This window comes from Micromonospora sp. LHW51205 (genome assembly GCF_003315815.1).
GTDB lineage: Bacteria > Actinomycetota > Actinomycetes > Mycobacteriales > Micromonosporaceae > Micromonospora > Micromonospora chalcea.
In genome coordinates this window covers 1639524-1657791 of the sequence record NZ_QMEZ01000001.1, presented here as the reverse complement: position 1 = coordinate 1657791, position 18268 = coordinate 1639524, and the positions used below count along the sequence as shown (strand labels likewise).

The window sequence follows — 18268 nt, the reverse complement described above, 5'->3', positions numbered from 1 at the left end:
GCGGAGGGCGCGGGGGTGGCGCGAACGAAGTAGCCCCCTGGTGCTGCCCCTCGCTCGACGCTCGCGCCAGCACCCCCCGGTGCCCCCCGCTGCGGGAAGACTACCGATGGGCTGCAAGAGATATGGGGGCTTTTGCACCCTTTCGCCCGACTGTTTGAGCGGTTCTGCCGGTCATTCTGCCGGTGACCCGCCGGTATCAATCGGCGGACAGTGGAGCTGTGGACCGTCGGCAGTGGACTGTCAGGCGGCGTCCTCGTCCGGCTCGGTGCTGCCGGCCGTGGCACCCGGGTGGACCGCGTCCCGGACCCGGCGCAGCCCGTCCAGCAGCCCGTCGAGCTGGCTCGGGTCGAGCTGGCCGGTGAACCACTGCTCGATGATCCGCAGGTGGCCGGGAAGGATGGCGTCCAGCCGGCTCAGGCCCGCTGCGGTCACCACCGCGAAGGAGCTGCGGCGGTCGGACGGGCAGGCGCGCCGGCGGATCAGCCCGTCCCGCTCCATCCGGTCCACCACGCGGGTCACGCCGCTGGTGGAGAGCGAGGTCTGCGCCGCCAGGTCGGTCATCCGCAGCTGGTTGTTGGGTGAGCGGGCGAGTCGGGTGAGCACCTCGAACTCGACCGGGGAGAGGCCGTGCTCGTCGAACTGGGCGGCGAACCGGGCGGAGAGCCCGGCGTGCGCCTCGACGAGGAGGCCGACGGCGGTGATCCGGGGATCGTCGAACACGTTCTGGTCCACGCCACCATCCTAGCAACACTTGACACAGGGAATATTGCTGTAGCTATAGTTGCTCAGTCAGTCGTTGGGATACTAAAGCGTTTTCCCCGGAGGAGAGCACCATGACCAGCAGCACCGAGGCGACTACCCGCGACTGGGAGGGTCTCACCATCCCCACCCCCGGCACCTATCTTCTGGATGCCGCGCACAAGCGTGTCGGATTCGTCGCCCGGCACATGATGGTCAGCAAGGTACGCGGTGAGTTCGCCGACGCGACCGCCACCATCACCATCGCCGACGACCCGATGCAGTCCACGGTCACCGCCAGCATCCAGGCCGCCAGCATCAACACCGCACAGGCGGACCGCGACGCGCACCTGCGCAGCCCGGAGTTCCTCGACGTCGAGCAGTACCCGACGCTGGAGTTCCGCAGCACCGAGGTGAAGTCCCGCGACGGCAACGAGTTCGTGCTCGTCGGCGAGCTGACCATCAAGGGCGTGACCCGTCAGGTCGAGCTGGAGGTCGAGTTCGAGGGCGTCGGACGCAGCCCCTTCGGGCAGGACATCTTCGGCTTCTCCGCCTCCACCGAGATCGACCGCGAGGACTTCGGCCTGACCTGGAACGTGGCGCTGGAGACCGGCGGCGTCCTGGTCGGCCGCAAGGTCAAGATCGAGATCGAGGGTGAGGCCATCCGCCAGGGCTGAGCCCGGCCAGGCCCGCGGGGCCCGCACCGTCCGCCGACGGTGCGGGCCCTTCCCGTGTACGCGCATCGGGTGCGAATCGTCACCCGATGTTCTCCGGCCGACGGCGCTGGTGGGGGTGCCGACGGGGTACAGGTGCAGATCTGCCGCCCGTACAGCGGGCTGCGGACGGGGCGCACTTACGCGCACCACGTGAATGGTTCACAATGCGTTGCGGAACGGTACGGTTCCGTCGCACCGGCGTCGGGAGGACACATGGGCAGAGACGTCGACCAGGGCGCCTTCTCCCGCGAGGATCGGGTCCGCTACCGGCAGAAGGTCCGGCGCTGCCTGGACGTCTTCGCACTGATGCTCGACGACTTCGGCTTCGACGCCGACCGGCCGATGACCGGGCTGGAGATCGAGCTGAACCTGATCGACGCCGCCGCCGAACCCGCCATGCGCAACGACCAGATCCTGGCCGACATCGCCGACCCGCTGTTCCAGACCGAGCTGGGGCAGTTCAACCTCGAACTGAACGCCTCACCCCGGCTGATCGAGGGCAGCGGCTTCGCCGACTACGAGCAGGACCTGCGCAGCAGCCTCAGCCGCGCCGACGAGCGGGCCGCCAAGTCCGACGCGACGATCATGATGGTCGGCATCCTGCCCACGCTCACCGAACGCCACCTGGTCGCCGACAACCTCTCCACGAACGAGCGGTACCGCGTCCTCAACGACCAGATCGTGGGCGCCCGGGGCGAGGACATCGAGCTGGACATCAACGGCGTCGAGCGGCTGCGTACGCACACCGACTCGATCGCGCCGGAGGCCGCCTGCACCAGCCTCCAGTTCCACCTGCAGGTCGCGCCGGACAGCTTCGCCGACTACTGGAACGCGTCCCAGGCGATCGCCGGCGTCCAGGTCGCCGTCGGGGCCAACTCGCCGTTCCTCTACGGCCGGCAGCTCTGGGCGGAGACCCGGATCGCGCTGTTCCAGCAGGCCACCGACACCCGCCCGGACGAGCTGAAGGCCCAGGGAGTACGCCCCCGGGTGTGGTTCGGGGAGCGCTGGATCACCTCGATCTTCGACCTGTTCGAGGAGAACGTCCGCTACTTCCCGCCGCTGCTGCCGATCTGCGAGGACGAGGACCCGGTCGAGGTGCTGCACGCCGGGGGCGTGCCCCAGCTCGGTGAGCTGCGGCTGCACAACGGCACCGTCTACCGCTGGAACCGGCCGGTCTACGACATCATGAACGACCGCCCGCACCTGCGGGTCGAGAACCGGGTGCTGCCCGCCGGCCCGACAGTGGTGGACATGCTCGCCAACGCGGCGTTCTACTTCGGGCTGGCCCGCGGCCTCGCCGAGGCGGACCGTCCCATCTGGAGCCAGCTGACGTTCAGCTCGGCGGAGGAGAACTTCCACGCCGCCGCCCGGCGCGGCATCGAGGCGGTCCTGCACTGGCCGCGCCTCGGCGACGTACCGGTGACCAAGCTCGTCCTCGAGACGCTGCTCCCGGTGGCCGAGCAGGGGCTGGACCGGTTCGGCGTCGCCCCGGCCGAGCGGGACCGTCTGCTGGGCGTGATCGAGGGCCGTTGCCGTACCGGCCGCAACGGCGCGGTCTGGCAGACCGAGACGGTGTGGGCGGCCGAGCGGCACCGCGGCCTGGACCGCGAGGCCGCCCTGCACCACATGGTCAAGCGCTACGCCGAACTCCAGCGCAGCAACGAGCCCGTACACACCTGGCCCGCCGACTAACCCCGCCCCCGCCCCCGCCCCCCGCCCTCCCGCCCCCGCCTCGCCGATCTTGGAGTTGTGGCGCCTCGGATGCCCTTGTTGGGCGGTTTGGGAGGCACCACAACTCCAAGATCGATGGGAGTGGGCGGGATTCGGGCGAGCGCTGAGGAGCCTCGGGGTGCTACGAGGGCTTGTCTGAACGTGACGAAGGACCGTCCTGGCTGGTCTGCGGGTGGTCCAGGGCTTCGGGCTGGCGCTGCGGCGGGACGGCCCGACCCCGACGGCCGGTAGCCGACCGGGTGGCACGGCCCTTCTCCGTTCCGGTCCGGCCGACGGCTACGCCAGGCTCGGCTGCGGCCGTCGCCTCACGCGTGCCGGCCGAGGTGTCCGGTGCCTTGTCCGTCCCGGCCGCCCAGTCCGCCGACCGGTCCGAAGCTGACCGGTCCGACGCCGACCGGTCCGACGCCGACCGGTCCGACGCTGACCGGTCCGACGCTGACCGGTCCGATGCTGGCCGGCCGACCGCTGACGGGCTCGACGGATCTGCCGCTGACGGGCGGGCCTTCCGCGCCCCGAACAATCCGGTCGAGCGCCGGCGCGACACACCCGACGGGCGCTCGCCGGAACTGCCCGCCGACGACGTGCCGGACGGGTCCGACGCGGATCCGGCCGGCTCCGACGGCCCGTCCTTCGAGGCCGGGTCGCCGGTCGCCGGGTCGGCCTCGCCGACGACCGGGTCCGGCTCGCCGGTGCGCTGGCGCGGAACGGTGACCCGCTCGGCGGCGCGACGCTCGGCGGGCTGGGCGAGCGCGGCCGTCAGCATCGAGCCGCCGACGCCGGCGATCACCGCGTACGGGGCGATCAGGTGGGCCGACAACTGCTCGGCGGCGATCCCGGCGAGCCGCGGTACGGCGAGCAGGTACGCCAGTGCCACGAGCAGCGGTCCGGCCGCTCCGGAGGCGGCCGCGCCGACCCGTACCTCGGCGGCGCGGGCCGCGCGCCGGGCCGCCAGCACGCCGATCACGAGCGCGGAGAGCACCGACAGCAGCGCGCCGGGCCAGTAGAAGTAGTCGCGGATCCAGAACGCTCCTCGGTCCGCGCTGATCTGCCAGATGCCGAGTTGGGCGGTGGTCAGGCCACGGCCGGCGATCACCCCGTCGACCACCGACACGACGGCGAGCAGCCAGAGCCAGCCCGAGGTGGCGATGAGGTTGGTGGCGGCGGCGCGGGTGTGCAGCGCCCAGGTGGCGAGCAGCATCCCGAGAAGCAGTCCGGCTCCCGCGTACGCAGCGGCGACGGTCTGCGGCGCGGACACGTCCGGCACCTGGGCCGCCCGCGCCGGCACCGCCACCAGCAGTACGGTGACGAGCGCGCCGACAGCTGCGGCGAGCACCAGCGCGAACCGGGGCGGCCGGCCCTGCGACTCGTCGTCCCGGCCCCGCAGGCGCTGGGCGCAGACCGCGCCGGCGATGACCGAGGTCGCCGCGATCCAGGTCGCCCACGCGAGGCTCGCCACCCAGGCCGCCTCGATCCGTACCGCGCCGGTCGGCGCCCAGTTGATGATGCCCAACCCGTACCCGAAACCGAGCTGCGCGGCGCCCGCGCCGGCAGCGACGCCGAGCGCGGCGGCGGTCGATCCTCCCCAGCCCCGACTGACCATGCCGGGGAGCGTAACGTCCCGAGGTCGGCGCGGCGAGTCGTGGCGACACGCCGTGACCGTTTGGCAGCGGTGGATACGGTCGTCGATGAGCGGGGGCGGGGGACATGACGGACGAGCGGCAACCGGACGGCGACGGCACCGGCCCGGGACGGGCCCGGCTGTTCCTCGGGGGTGGCCTGGCAGTGGTTCTGCTGGCGGTGATCGGGGGCAGCGCCGGCTGGATCCTGGCCGGCGACCCGGACCGCCCGGCCGCCTCCGGCGAGGCCACGCCGGTTGTCACCGCCTCGACGTCCGCGCCCGCCACCACGCCTCCCGCGACCACGGCCCCGACCGGTACGCGGACGAGCACGCCCGCCGGGCTCACCGTGCCCGAGGTGGTCGGCGTCGACTTCGAGCAGGCCCGCCGGGAGTTGCGTGACCGCCGGCTCGGCTGGCGACTGGTCTTCGGCACCGGCGCCGGACGCTCGGTGGAGCGCGCCTCCCCGGCGCCGGGTACGCCGGTGAAGCGCGGCGTCACCGTCTCCCTGTTCGTGACCGGACCGGCTCCGGCGGTCAGCGTGCCCGACGTGGGTGCGCTGTCCTGCTCCGACGCCGCGGACGATCTGGTGGACGCCGGGCTCTATCCCCGCTACGGCACTGGTCGCCAGGGCCCGGTCACGGCACAGGAGCCGGTCGCGGGCAGCCCGGCGCGGTGGAACGACCAGGTGGTGCTGACCTGCGGCGACACCCGGTCCGAGTCGCCGTCCGCCACCCCGTCGCCGACTGGCTGACCGGCGCGGGCGCGCTGATCCCGGCCGACCTGGCGGTGGCCCGTTACGGTGGACGATCGAGGGCCGTGCGCCCCGTCCCGGTGGGGAAAGGACGTGCCATGAGCGACGACCGTCAGGATCCTCCCGCCGGTGACGCGGACGAGACCCGCGCCATGCCCCGGCATCCGGCCGGGGAGGACGCCGACGCCACCCGCGCGATGCCGCGCGACTCGGGCGGAGAGGACGTCGACGCGACCCGCGCCATGCCGCGCAATGCCGCCGGGAGCGACGAGACCCGGGCGATGCCGCCGGACGCGGGCGGTGACGCAACCCGTCCGCTGCCCGGCGGGCCGTCGCGGCGTCCGTTGGACGCCACCGCACCGCAGGAGCCGGTGGGCGCCTGGTCCGGCCGGGCCGGGGTGCCGCCGCCGCGACCGGCCGGCTATCCCGAGCCCGGGGGCGAGTGGTACGGCGACGAGCAGGCCGGACGCCGCTGGTGGATGCCGATCCTGCTGGGCATCCTGGCGCTGCTCCTGCTGGGCTTGATCGGGGCGGGCGTGTGGCTGGCGCTGCGTGCCGCTGACCGGGATTCGGATCCGGGCACGGTGCCGTCGGCGGTGCCGAGCACCTCGGCGCAGACCAGTGCCGCCCCGACGAGCGCCGCGCCGAGCAGTTCCCCGCCGAGCACGCCACCCACGACCGAGGCGGTCGAGGTGCCGATGCCGCCGCTTGTGGGGCTGCCGGAGGCCGCCGCCCGGGCGGCGCTCGACCGGCTGGACGTGGACTACCGGGTGCAGCGGCGGGCGTCGGACCGGCCGGCCGGCACGGTGATCTCGACCGATCCGGAGGCCGGCTACCCGGTGGGTGAGGACGACCGGGTCACCATCGTGGTGGCCGTACCCGCGCCGCCGACCGCCGGCCCGAGCTCGCCGGGTTCCGCCCCGGCGACCACCACCACGCCCTGACGTCCACGACCGGCGTCGGAACGTTCACCACTGACGCCGGCGGGCGCCGACCAGCCCGAGGCCGGCGAGGGAGATGGCGAGCCCGAGCAGGCCGGAGTAGAACAGTGACCGGCTGAGGTCGTCGGTGGGGTCGGTGGGCCGCTCGGCGAGCGTGCCCTCGCCGCCTCCGGTGCCCGCGGGCGGCGCGTCGGCCTCCGGATCGTCCTCGTCCTGCGACGGATCGGTGGGAGACCAGCCGTCGTCCTCGCCGGCCGCCGCCCGGGCGTCCTCGCCGGATGCGGCTCGGCCGTCCTCACCGGCCACGGTGATCTCCGGGGCCGGTACCGGCTCGGCGAGCTGCTGGGTGGCGGAGAAGGCGGGGTGCCGCACCACGAGCGCGAGCGCGGTGGCCACGACGAGGAAGGCGAACAGCCCGAGGGCATAGCCGACACGGGACCGGTGGTGCCGCCGCGCGGCGGGCAGATTGACCATGACCATCCCAGGTTCAGGGTCCGTGGCGCGCGGGTGGAACATGCCGGGGTGGGCGTACCGATTCTATGGCGTCGGCACGCCCTCCCGACCGGGAATCGTGAGGTCAGCCCACCCGGACCGGAGTCCGGACCACCGGGCGGCGGGCCGTCCGGACGGTGTGCTGCCGGGGAACCGGCGCAGCGTGGACCTGCTGCAACCCCTCTTCGAGTACGAAGATCGACCGCCGGTTGACCGCGTCCCCCGCCGCGTTCAACTCGTAGCCGTCGAGCCAGAGCCAACCGTCGTAGGTCGGCCAGTCGAGAATCCGGATCACCCGGAACATGATCGGTCGGAAGAACTGGACACTCGCCGCGCGCGTCACGTGCAGTACGTCACCGGAGCGGGGAAGCACATGGGCTCCTGGGGAGGGTCGGCCGGTCGTCGGGACCGGCGAGGCTGAACGAGGTCGGTGCGGTCCGGTGACGGGGGTCTGCCTCGTGGACCGGCGGTCGTTTGGCGGTGCTGGTCGGGCCGTACCCGCGGTGGCGGACCGCCACCCGACCATCACCCGGCTGCTCCCGGTTACCGCTCCCGCCGCCGCAGCCAAGCTGGCTTGCAGCGACGGGGTCTTCATTCCGGGGCAGGTCGCACGGCGCGGGACGGCTCCCCTCCGGCCGTCCCACGGACTGCGGTGTCACCACGCCCGGAGATCGTTCGAAGACGGTGAGTAACCCGTGCCATACGGACAGAGTGCTACAGCGACGTGCGACATGCAAGTTGCACGTCGTGTTTTGCGGATAGGTGAGGAGGACACGTGAACGGGAAACTTGAAGCGTCAGGTATCGGGGCGTCACACTGGACGCCGGTTTCGCCCGTCGCGGCCGGTCGACGACCGGCACCACCCCTGCCGCGAACGCTCGCCCGCCGCCCGCCGGTCGCGCCCGCGGTGGGTGCGGAATCGGGGCGCGACCGACCGGAGGTAGCCGGGTGACTGTGACGCAGTCGCGAGCCGAGGAGATGCCGTGACCGAACGGCGCAGCCCCACCATCCGGCGGCGCCGGCTGGGGGCGGAACTCCGCCGGCAGCGCGAGGCCGCGGGCATCACCATAGAAGCGGTGGCCGAGCAGTTGGAGTGCTCGGCGTCGAAGGTCTCCCGGATCGAGACCGGCCACACCACCGCCACGCCGCGCGACGTGCGCGACATGCTCCGTATCTACGGAGTCGTCGGCGCGGAGAGCGACGAGCTGGTGCAGATCGCCCGTGAGGCCCGGCAGAAGGGCTGGTGGCATCCGTACAGCACGGTGCTGGTCGGGGCGTACGTCGGCCTGGAGGCCGCGGCCAGCTCCATCCGGGCGTACGAGCAGCAGGTCGTGCCGGGGCTGCTGGAGACCGAGGAGTACGCCGGCGCGATGATCCGGGCGGCCCGGCCGGACTTCACCGCCGAACAAGTAGACCAACGGGTGCGTGTCCGATTGGGCCGTCAGTCGTTGTTGACGCAGGACGATCCGGTCGATCTGTGGGTGGTGCTCGATGAGGCGGTGCTGAGCAGGCCGGTTGGCGGCGACGCGGTGATGCGTGGTCAGCTCAAGCGGCTGGTGGAGGTGGCTGAACTGCCGAACGTGACAGTGCAGGTCCTGCCCTTCGAGGTGGGCGCGCACGCGGGCATGGACGGCACCTTCACGATCCTCAGCTTCCCCGAGCCGAGTGATCCCGATGTCGTGTACGCGGAGAACGCCACGGGTGGGCTCTTCCTGGAGAAGAGCGACGAACTGCAGAAGTACAGCTTCATCTTCGATCACATTCGAGCAGCGGCCATACGCCCGGAGGAATCCATCGCACATATCGCGAAACTGGCAGAGGAGCCACTGTGGAAATGGCGACCAAGGAGTTCCCCGTGGACCTGACGCAGGCGACGTGGTTCAAGAGCTCGAAGAGCGGGCCGAACTGCGACAACTGCGTGGAGGTCGCGTACGTGACCGGGGCGGTCGGGGTCCGGGACTCGAAGGACAAGACAGGCCCGGCCCTGATCTTCGCTCCGGACGACTGGCAGACCTTCGTCGCCCGCGCCCGGGGCGGCGCGTTCGGCCGGAGCTGACCGGCACCGCAGCGTGGTCCCGTCCGGCAGCGTCGCCGGGCGGGACCATTCGCGTCCGGACGCCGCACCCGTCGCCAGTTTCGATCCGCCTCGTTGAACCGCACGGATCGGCAACCGAACGAGGCAGGCGAGACGGATGACGACGATCGGTTCAGAGAACCTCACCAGCGGCCCGGGCAAGCCCGAGCGGTTCGGTGGCAAGTACCGCGGCGCCCGCCGGGACACCGTCCTCACCGAGGTGGTCTCCGGCGACGGCGAGGAGGCCCGCGAGGGTGGCGTGCCCGAGCAGGCCGCGACGCCGCTGTCCCTGCCGTCGCTGGACCCCAACCCGCTCACCGAGCCGTCGTTCCCGCCGAGCGGCTGGCCGATCGAGCAGCAGGAGTCCCTGGTGGACCATCCGCTGCTGCGCGGTCTGCTGATGGAACTGCCGCCGAAGGGCAGCGTCCCTCCGCCCGGCTGGCTGGACCGTTGGTTCGAGGCGACCCGCGCGATCCTGGAGCTGCTATACGTGCAGGGCGCGAGCCGGTCGCGCTGACACCGGCTCGGCCGCCGGCATGGCCCGCTCGGCGAGCCGGTTGTGCCGCAGCGCGTGGCGTACCCCGATCGCGCACACACCGAGCACCGCGACGGTGATCACCGGGCCGGCCACTCCGGGCGCGGCGAGCAGGTCGACGCCGAGCGCCGGCAGCACGGCCACCAGCACCGCGAGCGCTGTCGCCTGCAACGGCAGCGCGATCAGCGGATGCGCCGCGGCCGCGCGCAGCCCGTGCGGGGCGGGCGTTCCCGGCGCCGCCGCGAACGCGCCCGCGCCGGAGCGCAGCCGCCGGACCCGCCGTACCGTGCAGACCGCCACCACGGCCGCCGGCGCCGCCGCGAGGCCGAGCGCGGCGGCGGCCCGGTCCACAGCGGTGTCGCCGGCGCTCTGCAGGCCCGCGGCGAGGACCGCCGCGGTGAGCGCGAGGCCGGTCAGCACCAGGGCGGACAACCATCCGGTACGCCGGCGCAGCGCGCGGGCGCGGTCGAGCCCGGGCAGGCCCTCCGCGACCAGTCCGGCGGCCAGCCAGACGGCGGCGACGGGAAGCAGTACGGCGAGACGGTCATCCATGCCCCTCAGCCTTGCCCGTTTCGACGTTCGCCGAATCCGGGACGGCACCCCGGTTCGTCCCGTATCCGGGCCCGTAGGGGTCGTCGGGGCGGGTCAGACGTCGAAAGTGGCCGGTCGGGTGGTGGCCGGCGCCGGCGGGGTGGCCTTCCACAGCCCGGTCTTCTGGGCGGCGAGCCGGGCCAGGTAGGCCGGGTTGAGGATGACGTACCGGCGCCACAGGCGCTTGGGCTCCAGGCCGAGGCGCCAGAACCACTCCAGCCCGGCGCGCTGCATCCACGGTGGCGGGTTGCGCAGCAGACCGGCGTGGTAGTCGAACGCCGCGCCGACAGCCATCAGCGGCATGTCCAGCAGCGGGCGCATGGCGTACGCGAAGACCTCCTGGCGCGGGCAGCCCAGCCCGACCAGGACGAGGCGGGCGCCGCTGGCCCGGATCCGGTCGGCGATCTCGGCGTCCTCGCCCGGGGTGGCGGCGCGGAACTTGGATGGCTCGACCCCGGCGATCTTCAGCGCGGGGAACTTGCGCTCCAGCGCCGGGACGAGCCGGGACAGCGTCTCCTCGGTGGAGCCGTAGAGGTAGACCGGCAGCCCCTCCTCGGCGAACCGGGCGAGCACCCGCAGGGTCAGCTCCGGGCCGTAGACGCGGTCGGTGAGCCCGGCGCCGTGCAGCAGGTTGAGCGCCCAGCGCACCGGCTGACCGTCCGGGGTGACCACGTCGAACGAGTTGAGCCGGGCGTTGTGCGCCGGGTCGAGTACGCCGGTCATCACGCCGTGCACGGCGAGCGCGGTGAGCGCCAGCGGGCGGCGTTCGTGCGCGGCCGAGACCACGGCCTCGGTGGCCCGGGCGTAGTCGGTCGCGTCGACCCCGACGCCGAGGACGTTGCGCTTGGTCCCGGCGCTCATGCCTTCGGCACCCACTTGTCGACGTTGGCCTCGTAGATCTCGCGGAGGATCATCGGCACGTCGTACGTGATCTTCCAGGACGGGTAGTGCTCCTCGAAGCGGGCCATGCTGCTGACGTACCACTGGTGGTCGCCGGTGCGGGCCTGCTCGACGTAGTTGATCCGGGCCTCGCGGCCGGTGATCTCCTGGGCGATCCGGAACGCCTCGATGTGCGAGGTGTTCGAGTGCCGGCCGCCGCCGAGGTTGTAGACCTGGGCCGAGCGCGGCTCGCGGAAGAACGCCTCGAACGCGGTGAGCACGTCGTGCGAGTGGATCGCGTCCCGGACCATCTTCCCCTTGTAGCCGAAGAGGTTGTACGTCCGGCCCTCCATCACGCAGCGCATCAGGTACGCCAGGAAGCCGTGCAGCTCGGCGGCGGAGTGCGCCGGGCCGGTCAGCGTGCCGCCCCGGAAGCAGGCGGTCTTCATGTCGAAGTAGCGGCCGTACTCCTGGACCATCACGTCCGAGGCGACCTTCGAGGCGCCGAAGATCGAGTGCAGCGACTCGTCGATCGACATGTCCTCGGTGATGCCGTCGTACCAGCGGTGGTCCTCGGGCAGCTCGTAGCGGGTCTCCAGCTCGATCAGCGGCAGCGAGTTGGGCCGGTCGCCGTACACCTTGTTGGTGGAGCAGTGGATGAACGGCGCGTCGATCGCGTGCCGCCGGGTGTACTCCAGCACGTTGAGCGTGCCGCCGGCGTTCACGTCGAAGTCGGTGAACGGCTCCTTGGCGGCCCAGTCGTGGCTCGGCTGGGCGGCGCTGTGGATCACCACGGCGATGTCCTTGCCGTACCGCTTGAAGACCTGCTCCAGGCCGTCCCGGTCGCGGATGTCCACGGCGTGGTGGGTGTACGCGGAGCCGAGGTCGGCGGCGAGCCGGTCCAGGCTCCAGGCGGTCGAGCCGTCCTCGCCGAAGAAGTACCGCCGCATGTCGTTGTCGATGCCGACCACGTCGAGACCCAGTCCGGCGAAGTGCCGGGCCGCCTCGGAGCCGATCAGACCGCCGGAACCGGTCACCAACGCGACAGTCACACGCCACTCCTGGTCCGTGGGAGGCAGGGAAACCATCGGAGCATAGCGTGACGTCCGAAACGCCCCGATACGAAGCAAGGGCCCCGCTGTGTGCGGAGCCCTTGTTCTGGTGGGGATGGGGGGAGTTGAACCCCCACGTCCTTTCGGACACACGGACCTGAACCGTGCGCGTCTGCCATTCCGCCACATCCCCGTGGCACGACCCGGAACACCATATCGCATCCCGCGCCCGCCATCTGCGACGGGTGCCGGGACATATTACGCTGTCCACTGGCCACGCCACGAACGATCACCGCTCGTGGCGGGCGAAACTTTAGCACGTCCGCGGGCCTGGTCACGAACGGGCCGACGGCAGCCGGCCGAGCGGCGTGTGAGCTGCGGAGGCGGTGTCCGGATACCATCATTGCCTCGGGACCCGAGGAGGAGCCGGTGAGCGTGCTGCAACGCTTCGAGAAGCGTCTGGAAGGCCTGGTCGAGGGGGCCTTCGCCAAGGTCTTCAAAGGGGTGGTCCACCCCGTGGAGATCCTCAACGCCATGCAGCGGGAGGCCGAGGCGCACAAGGCGATCCTGGCCGGTGGGCGCACCCTTGTGCCCAACCGCTACGTGATCGATCTCTCGCCCTACGACCACAGTCGGCTGGCGCCGTACGCTGCCGCGCTGGCCCAGGAGCTGGCGCAGTCGCAGGCCGAGTTCATCGGCGAGCAGGCGTGGACGGTCTACGGCGACGTGATCGTCGAGGTCGAGCGCGGTGAGGGCCTGGACACCGGCATGTTCCGGGTCACCGCCGAGGTCTACACCGGCGGGGACGTCGCCCCGGTCTCCGCGCCCGGCGGCTACGACGCCGGCCCGGCGTACCCGGCGTACGACCAGGGCGGCGGCTACGGCCCTCCGCCCGGTCACGGCGGTGGCCGCAACGTCCGCCTGGTCTCCGGCGACGGCCGCACCTACCCCCTCCAGATGGGCTCGACCGTGATCGGCCGCGGCGACCAGGCCAACCTGCGCCTGCCCGACGTCGGCATCTCGCGACGCCACGCCCGGCTGGACTTCGACGGCGGGCAGGTCGTGCTGACCGACCTGGGCTCCACGAACGGCACGATGGTCAACGGCCAGCGCGTCTCGGCGGTCGCCCTCAACCCCGGCGACATGATCCAGCTCGGCACCACGACGCTGACCTTCCGCGTGGACGGCTGATCCCCGTTGCCGGAGCTCGTCATCACCGTCGCCCGGTTCGGGTTCCTCATCCTGCTGTGGATCTTCGTGTTCACGGTCGTCGGTGTGATCCGCCGGGACCTGTTCGCGGGCGCCCGGTCGGGCCGCCTGGTGGCCGCGCCGCGGGGGATCGGCGCGTCGACCGGGCAGGCGGGGAAGCCGGCGAAGGCCAAGCGCGGCCGGGCCGCCCACCAGCTCGTGGTCACCGCCGGCCAGCTGGCCGGCACCCGGATCACGCTCGGCGAGGCCCAGATCACCATCGGCCGGGCGGAGGACTCGACGCTGGTGATCACCGACGACTACGCCTCGGCGCGACACGCCCGGCTGGTGCCCCGTGAGGGGCAGTGGTACGTCGAGGACCTCGGATCGACTAACGGCACCTATCTCGATCGCGCTAAGGTCACCGGACCAACCCCCGTCCCCCTCGGCGTGCCGATCCGGATCGGCCGCACTTCCCTCGAATTACGGCCATGACTCTGACCCTGCGCTACGCGGCCCACAGCGACCGCGGTCTGATCCGAGACGGCAATCAGGATTCCGTCTACGCCGGACCGCGGCTGCTCGCCGTGGCCGACGGCATGGGCGGCATGGCCGCCGGTGACGTCGCCAGCAACATCGTCATCGGTGCCATGGCGCCGCTCGACGAGGACGTCCCCGGTGACGCCCTGGTCGACGCGCTCCGCTCCGCCGTGGGCACCGCCAACCAGCAGCTCCGCGACACCGTGGACGCCAACCCGCAGCTGGAGGGGATGGGCACCACGCTCACCGCGACCCTCTTCTCCGGCAGCAAGCTCGGGATGGTCCACATCGGTGACTCGCGGGCCTATCTCCTGCGCAACGGTGAGTTCGCGCAGATCACCAAGGACGACACGTACGTCCAGATGCTCGTCGACGAGGGCCGGATCAGCGCGGAGGAGGCGAGCAGCCACCCCCAGCGCTCGCTGCTCACCCGGGCGCTCGACGGCCGCGACATCGACCCGGAGTACAGCGTCCGGCAGGTGCTGCCCGGCGACCGCTACCTGATCTGCTCCGACGGGCTCTCCGGCGTGGTCAGCGCGGATACCATCGCCGACACCATGCGGGAGTACCCCGACCCGCAGCGGTGCGTGGAACGCCTGGTGCAGCTCGCGCTGCGCGGCGGCGGCCCGGACAACATCACCGTGATCATCGCCGACGCCACCGACCAGGACATCGTCGAGGCGTCCCCGATCGTGGGCGGCGCCGCCGCCCGGGACCGCGGCATGGCGACCTCGGCCGACGACTCCACCCCGGCGGCCCGCGCCTCGGCGCTGTCCGCGCCCCGGCCACCCGTCCCCGAGGAGCCGGCGGACAACCGCGACGACGAGCCCGACGGCCGGCGCCGCCGACCGCTGCGCACCGTCGCGATGGTGCTGGCGCTCGCGGTCATCGTCGGCGGCGGCGTGTTCGGCGGCTGGACGTACACCCAGCGGCAGTACTACGTCGGCGCCACCGACGACGGCCAGCTCGCGGTCTTCCGCGGCGTGCCCGGCCAGGTCGCCGGGCTGGACCTGTCGAACGTGCACGAGCGCAGTAACGCCCGGCTCGACGACCTGACGCTGGCCGCCCAGGAGCGGGTGAAGCAGGGCATCCAGGCCCGCAACGAGCCGGACGCCGAGCGCCGGCTGGCGGAGCTGACCAGCGACGACCCGGGCAACCCGAACCTCAAGCCGCTCTGCCCGCCCGACCCGACGCCCGGTGTGACCAGTCCGACGCCGGTGGCCACCACCGACCCGCTGCCCCCGCCGAGCGGCAGCCCGCTCCCGTCCACGCCGCCCGCGGGCGCGTCGACGCCCACCCCCGACGCGCCGACGCCGACGTTCACCACCACGCCCGACGCCGTTCCCTCCGACACCGTTCCGCCGGCCGATCCGGCGGGTTGCCGGTCGCCGCAGTGAGTGCCGGCTCGATCCCGAGGACGTATCCGTGACCGCAGCCGCCGTACCGGCCGCCTCGCCCGCTTCGACGGGCGAGCAGTCCGGCGTACGCCTGGCCCGGTCCCGGCGTAACGCCGAGCTGTCCCTGCTCCTGCTCGCCATGGTGCTCGTGGCGGCGTACGCGGCGATGGTCGAGGCGAAGGCGCTGGACACGATCACGTCCGACTTCTGGATCCCGGCCGCCGCGCTGGGGCTGGTCTTCCTCGGCCTGCACCTGGTGATCCGCTGGCTGGCGCCGTACGCCGATCCGGCGCTGCTGCCGGCGGTGGCCCTGCTCAACGGCATCGGCGTGGGCTTCCTGCGCCGGTACGACCTGGCCAAGGCCGCGCCCGCGGAGCGGGAGGACCTGGCCATCTTCGCCGGCACCGGTGGCCGGCAGCTCGCCTGGACGCTGGCCGCCGTGGTGCTTGCCGCCGGGCTGCTGGCGATCCTGCGCGACCACCGGTCGCTGTCCCGGTACGCGTACACGCTGGGCCTCGCCGGCATCGTGCTGGTGATGATCCCGGCGGTGCTGCCCAGCCGCTTCTCCGAGATCAACGGCGCCAAGCTGTGGATCAAGTTCGGCGGGTTCTCCATCCAGCCGGGCGAGTTCGCCAAGCTGGCCCTGCTCACGTTCTTCGCCTACTACCTGGTGCGCAAGCGTGAGGTGCTCTCGCTCGCCAGCCGGCGGGTGCTCGGCATCGACTTCCCGCGTGGGCGCGACCTCGGCCCGGTGCTGGTGGTGTGGCTGGTCAGCCTCCTGGTCCTGATCTTCGAGAAGGACCTGGGCACCTCGCTGCTCTACTTCGGCATGTTCGTGGTGACGCTCTACATCGCCACCGAGCGGGTGAGCTGGCTGCTCATCGGTCTGATCCTGTTCTTCGGCGGCGCCTATCTGGCGTACGTGCTGGGCAGCACCGTGGGCGGCCCGTTCGCGAACTTCTACGACCGGGCGCAGATCTGGCTCGACCCGTTCGCCGAGCCGTACGACCGGGGTTACCAGTTGGTGCAGGGCCTGCTCACGCTCGGCACCGGCGGTCTGTTCGGGGCCGGTCCGGGTGGCGGCCAGCCGACGCTGCTGCCCGAGGTGCAGACCGACTTCATCTTCGCCGGCATCGGTGAGGAGATCGGCCTGTTCGGTCTCTCCGCGCTGCTGGTGATCTACCTGCTGATCGTGGAGCGGGGTCTGCGCGCCGCGCTGGCGGTGCGGGACTCGTTCGGCAAGCTGCTCGCCGGTGGCCTGGCGTTCACGCTGGGCCTGCAGGTCTTCGTCATCGTCGGCGGCATCAGCAAGCTCATCCCGCTGACCGGCCAGACCACCCCGTTCCTGTCCGCCGGTGGCTCCTCGCTGATGGCGAACTGGCTGCTGATCGCGGTGCTGTTGCGCGTCTCCGACGGTGCCCGCCGACCGGTGACCGGTGGTGGCGGCCCGGCGGCCCGGCCGTCCGGTGGTCCACCCGAGCAGTTGCACGGCGCCCCGACGGAGGTGATCCGACCGTGAACGCCCCTCTGCGCCGCGTCGGCGTGGTCGTGATGGTCCTGTTCGGGCTCCTCTTCGCGAACCTGAACTGGATCCAGGCCTACAAGGCCGACGAATACCGCAACAGTGACTACAACGGCCGGGTCCAGGTCGCCGAGTACGACCGCAAGCGCGGCAACATCGAGGTCGGCGGCACCGCGTACGCGCTCAGCAAGGAGACCGGCGGTGAGCTGAAGTACCAGCGCACCTACCCGGGCGGCGAGATGTACGCGCACGTGCTCGGCTGGAAGCCGGTAAACGGCAGCGCGAGCGGTATCGAGCGGGTGGAGAACGACTTCCTCGCCGGCACCAGCGACGCGCTGATCGCCAACCGGATCAAGGACATGTTCACCGGTGACGAGACCGGTGGCGGGAACGTGGTGCTGACGCTGTCGAAGCGGGCCCAGGAGACGGCGTACAAGCAGCTGAACGACAACCAGGTGGGCGCGACGAAGGGCGCGGCGATCGCGATCGACCCGCGTACCGGCGCGGTGCAGGCGCTGGTCTCCATGCCGAGCTTCGACCCGAACCCGCTGGCCAGCCACAACAGCACCGAGGCGGACCGGGCGTACAACACGCTGGAGAAGGACAAGGATCGGCCGCTGGCGAACCGGGCGCTGTCCGAGACGCTGCCGCCCGGCTCCACCTTCAAGATCATCATGGCGGCTGCCGCGCTGGAGAACGGCGTCGGCCAGCAGACCCGCATCCCCGCCGGCTCCAGCTACACCGCGCCCGGCGCCGGGCAGCCGATCCGCAACGCCGCGCCGTCGATCTGCCCCGAGTCGCAGGTGACGCTGCGCGAGGCGGTCACCGAGTCCTGCAACACCGGCTTCGCCCAGCTCGGCGTACGGCTCGGCGCGGACAAGGTGAAGGAGAAGGCCAAGCAGTTCGGCTTCGAGCAGGACGACCTCACCGTCGGCCAGCTCGGCGAGGGTGGCCTGCCGGTGGCGGCCAGCCGCACCGGCGACATGCAGAACCCGGACGGCAGCACCGACCCGGCCGCGCTCGCCCAGTCGTCGATCGGCCAGAACAACGTGCGGATGACGCCGCTGCAGGGCGCGCTGATCGCTGCCGCGGTGGCCAACAAGGACGGCAAGCAGATGCGTCCGTACCTGGTCAAGCAGTTGCTCGGGCCGGACCGCACCACCGTCTACGACCCCGCCCAGCCGCGCGAGCTGCGCCGCCCGATCAGCGGCCAGGTCGCCGCCGACCTGCGCGACATGATGCAGAACGTGGTGAAGGAGGGCACCGGCCGCCGGGCCGCCATCGACGGCTACCTGGTCGGCGGCAAGACCGGTACCGCGCAGTCCGGCCCGAACACCCCGGACCACGGCTGGTTCATCGGCTTCGCCCTGGACAAGGACGGCACGCCGCTGTCCGCCGTCTGCGTCGAGCTGGAGCAGGCGGGCAACGGCGGCAGCGCCGAGGCGGCCCGCATCGCCGGCCGGATCATGGCGGCGGCCATCGCGGACTCCGGGAGGCGCTGA

The 18268-nt window shown here is 72.1% G+C and carries 19 protein-coding genes and 1 tRNA gene; 12 read left to right on the top strand and 8 right to left on the bottom strand.

Features of this window, described 5'->3' with window-relative positions; genetic code table 11:
* Nucleotides 1-240: 240 nt before the first annotated feature.
* Nucleotides 241-732: a MarR family winged helix-turn-helix transcriptional regulator gene (locus tag DQE82_RS07895; protein WP_043327632.1), complete on the bottom strand. Its 492-nt coding sequence runs from the start codon at nt 730-732 to the stop codon at nt 241-243.
* Nucleotides 733-833: 101 nt separating this feature from the next.
* Here DQE82_RS07895 and DQE82_RS07890 point away from each other — a divergent pair, with 101 nt between their 5' ends.
* Together DQE82_RS07890 and DQE82_RS07885 are read left to right on the top strand one after the other, a co-directional pair.
* Nucleotides 834-1415, top strand: a complete 582-nt coding sequence (locus DQE82_RS07890; RefSeq protein WP_043327631.1) for a YceI family protein — start codon at nt 834-836, stop codon at nt 1413-1415.
* A 252-nt stretch (nt 1416-1667) separates the two neighbouring features.
* Complete coding sequence (locus tag DQE82_RS07885; protein ID WP_043327630.1) at nt 1668-3146, top strand: hypothetical protein; 1479 nt, start codon at nt 1668-1670, stop codon at nt 3144-3146.
* Between the two features lie 160 nt (nt 3147-3306).
* Here DQE82_RS07885 and DQE82_RS07880 read toward each other — a convergent pair whose 3' ends face one another.
* Entirely contained in the window at nt 3307-4785 is a 1479-nt protein-coding gene (locus DQE82_RS07880; protein ID WP_370446780.1) for a hypothetical protein, read from the bottom strand.
* A gap of 104 nt (nt 4786-4889) precedes the next feature.
* On the opposite strand from DQE82_RS07880, the gene DQE82_RS07875 reads away from it, so the two are divergent.
* Together DQE82_RS07875 and DQE82_RS07870 are read left to right on the top strand one after the other, a co-directional pair.
* Nucleotides 4890-5555, top strand: coding sequence for a PASTA domain-containing protein (locus DQE82_RS07875; protein ID WP_113972301.1), 666 nt, complete (start codon nt 4890-4892; stop codon nt 5553-5555).
* 98 nt (nt 5556-5653) lie between these two features.
* A complete protein-coding gene (locus tag DQE82_RS07870; RefSeq protein WP_082931106.1) occupies nt 5654-6499 on the top strand; it encodes a PASTA domain-containing protein in 846 nt (281 codons plus the stop codon).
* 24 nt (nt 6500-6523) lie between these two features.
* Here DQE82_RS07870 and DQE82_RS07865 read toward each other — a convergent pair whose 3' ends face one another.
* Both DQE82_RS07865 and DQE82_RS07860 read right to left on the bottom strand, forming a co-directional pair.
* Nucleotides 6524-6976, bottom strand: a complete 453-nt coding sequence (locus DQE82_RS07865) for a hypothetical protein (RefSeq protein WP_104112595.1) — start codon at nt 6974-6976, stop codon at nt 6524-6526.
* Nucleotides 6977-7073: 97 nt separating this feature from the next.
* Nucleotides 7074-7361, bottom strand: a complete 288-nt coding sequence (locus DQE82_RS07860) for a hypothetical protein (protein WP_030500482.1) — start codon at nt 7359-7361, stop codon at nt 7074-7076.
* 610 nt (nt 7362-7971) lie between these two features.
* Between DQE82_RS07860 and DQE82_RS07855 the strand changes: the two genes are divergently transcribed.
* The 3 genes from DQE82_RS07855 (at nt 7972) to DQE82_RS07845 (ending at nt 9579) form a co-directional block, all read left to right on the top strand.
* Entirely contained in the window at nt 7972-8853 is an 882-nt protein-coding gene (locus DQE82_RS07855) for a helix-turn-helix transcriptional regulator (protein ID WP_043327628.1), read from the top strand.
* Nucleotides 8823-9044: a DUF397 domain-containing protein gene (locus DQE82_RS07850; protein WP_043327627.1), complete on the top strand. Its 222-nt coding sequence runs from the start codon at nt 8823-8825 to the stop codon at nt 9042-9044. Before DQE82_RS07855 ends, DQE82_RS07850 begins: the two co-directional genes overlap by 31 nt.
* Nucleotides 9045-9180: 136 nt before the next feature.
* Nucleotides 9181-9579, top strand: a complete 399-nt coding sequence (locus DQE82_RS07845; RefSeq protein WP_043327626.1) for a hypothetical protein — start codon at nt 9181-9183, stop codon at nt 9577-9579.
* Here the strand turns inward: DQE82_RS07845 and DQE82_RS07840 are convergent.
* The 4 genes from DQE82_RS07840 to DQE82_RS07825 form a co-directional block, all read right to left on the bottom strand.
* The gene (locus tag DQE82_RS07840) at nt 9547-10149 is read right to left on the bottom strand and encodes a hypothetical protein (protein ID WP_043327625.1); all 603 of its coding nucleotides are present in this window, start codon (nt 10147-10149) and stop codon (nt 9547-9549) included. The genes DQE82_RS07845 and DQE82_RS07840 overlap by 33 nt on opposite strands.
* 93 nt (nt 10150-10242) lie before the next feature.
* Nucleotides 10243-11049 carry a WecB/TagA/CpsF family glycosyltransferase gene (locus DQE82_RS07835; protein ID WP_069088773.1) on the bottom strand — a complete coding sequence of 269 codons (807 nt, stop codon included), beginning with the start codon at nt 11047-11049 and terminating at the stop codon, nt 10243-10245.
* Complete coding sequence (locus DQE82_RS07830; RefSeq protein WP_051611303.1) at nt 11046-12155, bottom strand: NAD-dependent epimerase/dehydratase family protein; 1110 nt, start codon at nt 12153-12155, stop codon at nt 11046-11048. The genes DQE82_RS07835 and DQE82_RS07830 overlap by 4 nt, the downstream gene beginning before the upstream one ends.
* A gap of 71 nt (nt 12156-12226) precedes the next feature.
* Nucleotides 12227-12312 (bottom strand) — tRNA-Leu (locus DQE82_RS07825).
* 209 nt (nt 12313-12521) lie between these two features.
* Here DQE82_RS07825 and DQE82_RS07820 point away from each other — a divergent pair.
* Genes DQE82_RS07820 through DQE82_RS07800 form a run of 5 tightly spaced genes read left to right on the top strand, consistent with a single transcriptional unit; the run spans nt 12522 to nt 18268 of the window.
* On the top strand, nt 12522-13310 hold the full coding sequence (locus DQE82_RS07820) for a DUF3662 and FHA domain-containing protein (protein ID WP_026267912.1): 789 nt from the start codon (nt 12522-12524) through the stop codon (nt 13308-13310).
* Between the two features lie 6 nt (nt 13311-13316).
* A complete protein-coding gene (locus DQE82_RS07815; protein ID WP_030500489.1) occupies nt 13317-13802 on the top strand; it encodes an FHA domain-containing protein in 486 nt (161 codons plus the stop codon).
* Complete coding sequence (locus tag DQE82_RS07810) at nt 13799-15244, top strand: PP2C family serine/threonine-protein phosphatase (RefSeq protein WP_043327623.1); 1446 nt, start codon at nt 13799-13801, stop codon at nt 15242-15244. The genes DQE82_RS07815 and DQE82_RS07810 overlap by 4 nt, the downstream gene beginning before the upstream one ends.
* 28 nt (nt 15245-15272) lie before the next feature.
* A complete protein-coding gene (locus DQE82_RS07805; RefSeq protein WP_043327622.1) occupies nt 15273-16763 on the top strand; it encodes an FtsW/RodA/SpoVE family cell cycle protein in 1491 nt (496 codons plus the stop codon).
* Nucleotides 16760-18268 carry a penicillin-binding protein 2 gene (locus DQE82_RS07800; protein ID WP_043327621.1) on the top strand — a complete coding sequence of 503 codons (1509 nt, stop codon included), beginning with the start codon at nt 16760-16762 and terminating at the stop codon, nt 18266-18268. Before DQE82_RS07805 ends, DQE82_RS07800 begins: the two co-directional genes overlap by 4 nt.